Consider the following 4,844-nt stretch of genomic DNA (forward strand, 5'->3'; position numbering starts at 1 on the left):
GAATCTCGGTATTTGGGAGTGTTGAAAGGAACTCAATTGCCTTGAGATCAGTTGCCCCGATATACGAGGTAGTGATGACTCGAAGATGTCCATGTTTGCTGAAGTTGGAGAGTTCGTCCATCAATAATCTGATACCACTCCATTTGATGAACGATACGAGCATATCAATCCGATCTGCAGATGCTATCTCTGCTTTGAGCTCCTGAAGTAAACTTGGTTCATTATGTGATCCGGTGAAGAGGCTACTTTGAGAGAGAGAGGATATTGGACGAAGAGATGAAGAGGGCCTTCTATCATCTCCTCTTAAATCAGTTACCGATAGGAGAATTTCTCCTTCAGGAGATACTTGGCACTTATTTAGGGATTCTTCTCCAGTCCAGATAGATAAATGATTGATGATCTCATTACAGCGATCAATCTGATCCTTTACCGGTTCGTGTTTTTCTTCTAATATGGACAGGGATTTTTTAACCACAGGAGCAAGATAATGGGAAAGGAGAGCGGGAACATCTTCAGATTCATGGATGGAGATGGTATCATATTGTTGATCAGTACTTTTCAGATTCTGCAAATACTGATTTATGACCTGCTCATACAGGCCTTGAGGCAAACTCTTCATGGTTTAAGAGAGACTTGAAGGCGCAATTTGCTCATTATTTGAAAAGTATTCTCATCTTCTTGCAACGATTATATCCACCTGTTGTAATAATGAGATGATGCTGTTGAGAGTATTATGGATTTTTAAATGAATCGGCAATCCTAAACCCCCAGAAGATCACATCTATCTCATAACATATGACCTCCCGGCTCCTCGATGAATACCATATTCTGAATACGATCATCGAACAGGATAAACGGGTCTCCTCTTTCAAATACGCCCTACTCAGGGGAACTATCGAGATATGCCAGCAGTACGCCCACCTGGAGGAAGAAACCGAAGGCCGGGTCTGGTATCCGCTCGGTCTTCTGGTTGAGAAATGGATATTCTACTATTACCCCATCTTTGAATCTGAATCTTTCATCCCCCAGTTAAACGGAGAGAAAAGACTGGAGCAGGACAGTAAAAATATCTCCTTCCGTAAACCCCTTTCAGAAATCATCGAATATTATCGGACCAGAGGAGGAATCTCTGTATTTTTTTCTGATTACCGGAAAGGAAATATCCCTGATAACCTCCAGGAGACCATGAGGGATCTCATCCGAAAAACCAGATGGGCAATTATTGACGGGCCATTCCAGCACCTGGGCCACTCACAGTATGATTCATATTACTCGGTCTTTGACTGGGACCGGGATAGGCTTTTTTTGCCAAAAACGCCGATCTCCCCTGAATACCTAATCTCATACTGCGGGAAATATTCGGTATCACCGGACCTTGCACTTCTTTTCAAGTATTTTGGCAGTTTCATTCTGGGAGAAGGCTCTATCCTGAATAAATGGGCAGAGTTCACTACCCAGATTGGGAAAGCACAGGGATTGTCTATCACCAGAGAACAGATGCTCAATATTCTCGGTACCGGCCCGGATACAGAGCGTGAACAGATCCAGCGGGTGACTAGGATATATGATACTCTGATCAGTAACCAGGGATTTATCCCCTGTGTGTGGTCCGGACATCCACTGAAGACCTGGGGAGATATCAACATCGATCATATGCTTCCTTTTTCTCTCTGGAAAAATAATGACCTCTGGAACCTGATGCCAGCTAAGACCAGTGTCAATGCACAAAAGAGTGATAAGATTCCTTCCCCTGACTTCATCACCAGCAGGCAGGATGTGATTTGTAGATATTGGGAAACCTTGGAAAGTGCCTATCCTGATACTTTTCAGCAGGAGATCGTGTCATCGCTCACCGGGAAACGATCAACAGCACATCAGGACTGGATCCAGCCAGCTTTCTTTGGTCTCCTGGAAAAGAGTCGTTATCTTATCGATGTCAGGGGGTATGCTGCATGGGCCCTGTGACCTGTCCTTTCTGTAATTACGGACCGGATGATATTGTCCTGGAGAATGAATTTGCATATGCCCGGTTAGATAAATACCCGGTCTCTCCCGGCCACCTGCTCATCATTCCCATACGACATATCCCTTCACTGTTTGAGGCAACAACCGGGGAACTCACCGCCTTCTGGGAGCTGATCTCCAGGGCAAAGCAGGTTCTTAATGAGAGATATTCACCGGATGGATTCAACATCGGGATCAATGATGGTGAATCAGCTGGTCAGACAATCATGCATCTGCATATCCATATCATCCCCCGGTATCGGGGAGATATGGATGATCCACGGGGAGGAGTGAGAGGAGTTATTCCGGAAAAGCAGAGGTATTGATCATTAATATGAAAGGGATGGACGTTTAATTGAGTAATATAAACTCACATAAATATCGATTCGGTGATATTTTCCGATTCGATATCAGGTTCTTTTGTCAGACATCATGATTGAAATATATTAAAACCCGGCCATCATAGATGAATGAATTCAATATTTAGTACCTGATACCGATACGGCGAACCTCTCTGAAAAATTCGGCAGACATATGTCTGACAAAAAAATTAGTTTATATAAGGTTCCTCTCGAATCGATGACCTTTCCCTCCCTCCGGTATCGGATCAGATATCAACTCCCCTCCAATCTGAAAAAAATCTTCAATCAGATCTATTTCATTTTCACCCCGTTTTCTTTAATCTCTTATAATCCTCGATCCATTCTCTACCCAATGCGTAACCGCAATAATCTGCTTAAAAATATCCTCCCAATGCCTTTACCATCATTCAGGCCTCTCATCCTGAGTTCCACAAGGACCTGACAGATATCCCGGTTCGCTACCCGACCGGCGGATCACTTACATCAATAATCATCCATTCGTGCCTCTTCTGAGGTTAAAAGAGGCGCATCAAGACCGGTTGGATCACCTGGTGATATCATCACTTTCTGATCTTCTGTCCACTATTGAATAAGAGATCGATCTGTGATTCTCTTCATTGAACATCATCTTTCTGATTTGATGAGAGCTGATTTGATCAGATGTTGAAATTCAATGAGGGGTACAAATGAGGTAACTGAAGTTGGGTCTGTCATGCTCATTATCATAGATTTAATCCGGACGACTGGAGTTTAATGGAAAGGTGGATTGTTTCTTAACTCGGTAAATGCTCCGACATCTTTAACTTTCAGTACTGATGTGAGTACTATTATTGCAACAACCGCAATCAACACCGCGATGGGTGGGACTCCATCACATGACAGTTATGAGGATTCGTTAAAAATTCCACTCTGAAATGTCACAACAGCAACGGTGAGAATTTCATTGTCACCTTCAACCGTGACAGTGGTACCGTCTCCAGTTACGAGGTTGACAACATCCTGACCGGCATCGAGTCATGGGCTGAAACTGTGGCACTCCTGGCATAGATCTCTCTAATTTTTCATCATTCTAGGCTGATGAAGATGACGAAGTTTCTCATAATTGTTGGGATCGTTTGTCTTGCCCTTGCGGGCTGGATGTCGGCAGATCTGATCACATTTTCGATCTCGGTTGATGGATTCAGTTGGATCAAATCTTCTGCGACCTGAGGCCGGTCATATTCTGGCCTCATGTTTACAACCTACCCGTCAACCATAACCCGTTCTATTGACTATTCAAAAGCTCTTAATACACAGACGCGGATTTCATCAACCGGTCCGAATCCGTTAACCGGTCACAGGAAGAGTAGGTAGTAGCAGCGGGCAGGATGAATGTATCCGGGTATGTAGAGTATTGAGGTGAATCATAGTGGGTAAATCTTCCCTTACATCCGACCTTCTCCCCCCTGAACAGGTTATCAGTATTTTTAACACACAGTCCTTTCGAGTTGATCCTCAAATATAGGAAACGAGTAAACGGTTCAAAGATACAAAAAGATGAATTATGGTTGAAATAGGTAAATATGGGCCAATAAATCTCGACCCCATATCCTGTCGCTATTCCTGTTTTGTTATGAATATTATATAAATACCGTCTCAACAGAACTGATCAATAGCGACCCCTTGTTAAAACGCTAATTCTTGAGTAAACCAAATTTAACGTGAAATATGGGCGTATTTTTTATCTGTAGATCTGTCTCAAATATGCCCTGATCAAATTACCTTTAAAACTAAAAAAAAAGCCCTCACAGCGATTTTTGAAACTGGATGACAACCTGAAACAACAGGTCGACATAGGTACAACAAATTATCGGTCGAAGACCGTTCAAATATATGCTGATATGGGGATTTGAACCCCAGTCGAAGGAGTGAGAGTCCCACATGATTGACCGAACTACACTATATCAGCAGGTGCCTTTATATTTTTGAGCGTGATCCATATGAATATGTCGCTCTTTCAATATGGTCACCACCACAAGTATATGAGCACGTTCTTCATAATTAATAAGGGCATATGGCAGGAATTGAGGATCAAATAAAAGAGATAGAGGACGAGATCCAGAAAACTGTCTATAATAAGGCTACTTCAAAGCACATCGGCCGCCTGAAAGCAAAGCTTGCAAAGATGAAAGAGGATGCCGTCAACCGTGCGATGAAAGCCGGTGGTGGCGGCGAGGGGTACTCAGTCAAGAAATCAGGAGACGCTACCGTTGTCCTCGTAGGATTCCCATCAACGGGTAAATCCACCCTCCTGAATCAACTCACCGGTGCAGAGAGTGAGACCGGATCTTATGCCTTTACCACCCTCACAGTCGTTCCCGGGGCATTAGAGCACAAAGGAGCAAAGATACAACTCCTGGATATTCCCGGACTCATTGCTGGAGCAGCGATGGGAAAAGGGCGCGGGAAAGAGGTCATTGCGGTTGTAAGAACTGCTGA

General features: G+C 43.6%; 4 protein-coding genes, 1 tRNA gene and 1 pseudogene. 4 read left to right on the plus strand and 2 right to left on the minus strand.

Features of this window, described 5'->3' with window-relative positions; translation table 11 throughout:
- Window positions 1–571, minus strand: a pseudogene (locus LUQ50_RS09565) (NgoFVII family restriction endonuclease); the annotation flags it as partial.
- Between the two features lie 224 nt (window positions 572–795).
- On the opposite strand from LUQ50_RS09565, the gene LUQ50_RS09570 reads away from it, so the two are divergent.
- From LUQ50_RS09570 to LUQ50_RS09580, 3 genes are all read left to right on the plus strand, one after another.
- On the plus strand, window positions 796–1,965 hold the full coding sequence (locus tag LUQ50_RS09570; protein WP_300039559.1) for an HNH endonuclease domain-containing protein: 1,170 nt from the start codon (window positions 796–798) through the stop codon (window positions 1,963–1,965).
- Window positions 1,953–2,330, plus strand: coding sequence for an HIT family protein (locus LUQ50_RS09575; RefSeq protein WP_300039561.1), 378 nt, complete (start codon window positions 1,953–1,955; stop codon window positions 2,328–2,330). The genes LUQ50_RS09570 and LUQ50_RS09575 overlap by 13 nt, the downstream gene beginning before the upstream one ends.
- A gap of 1,119 nt (window positions 2,331–3,449) precedes the next feature.
- The gene (locus LUQ50_RS09580; protein WP_300039563.1) at window positions 3,450–3,575 is read left to right on the plus strand and encodes a hypothetical protein; all 126 of its coding nucleotides are present in this window, start codon (window positions 3,450–3,452) and stop codon (window positions 3,573–3,575) included.
- 664 nt (window positions 3,576–4,239) lie between these two features.
- Here LUQ50_RS09580 and LUQ50_RS09585 read toward each other — a convergent pair.
- Window positions 4,240–4,314 (minus strand) — tRNA-Glu (locus tag LUQ50_RS09585).
- 105 nt (window positions 4,315–4,419) lie between these two features.
- On the opposite strand from LUQ50_RS09585, the gene LUQ50_RS09590 reads away from it, so the two are divergent.
- The coding region (locus LUQ50_RS09590) for a GTPase (protein ID WP_300039565.1) at window positions 4,420–4,844 on the plus strand (425 nt) is incomplete at its 3' end.

Source organism: Methanospirillum sp., assembly GCF_028679455.1.
In the GTDB taxonomy this organism is placed as follows: domain Archaea; phylum Halobacteriota; class Methanomicrobia; order Methanomicrobiales; family Methanospirillaceae; genus Methanospirillum.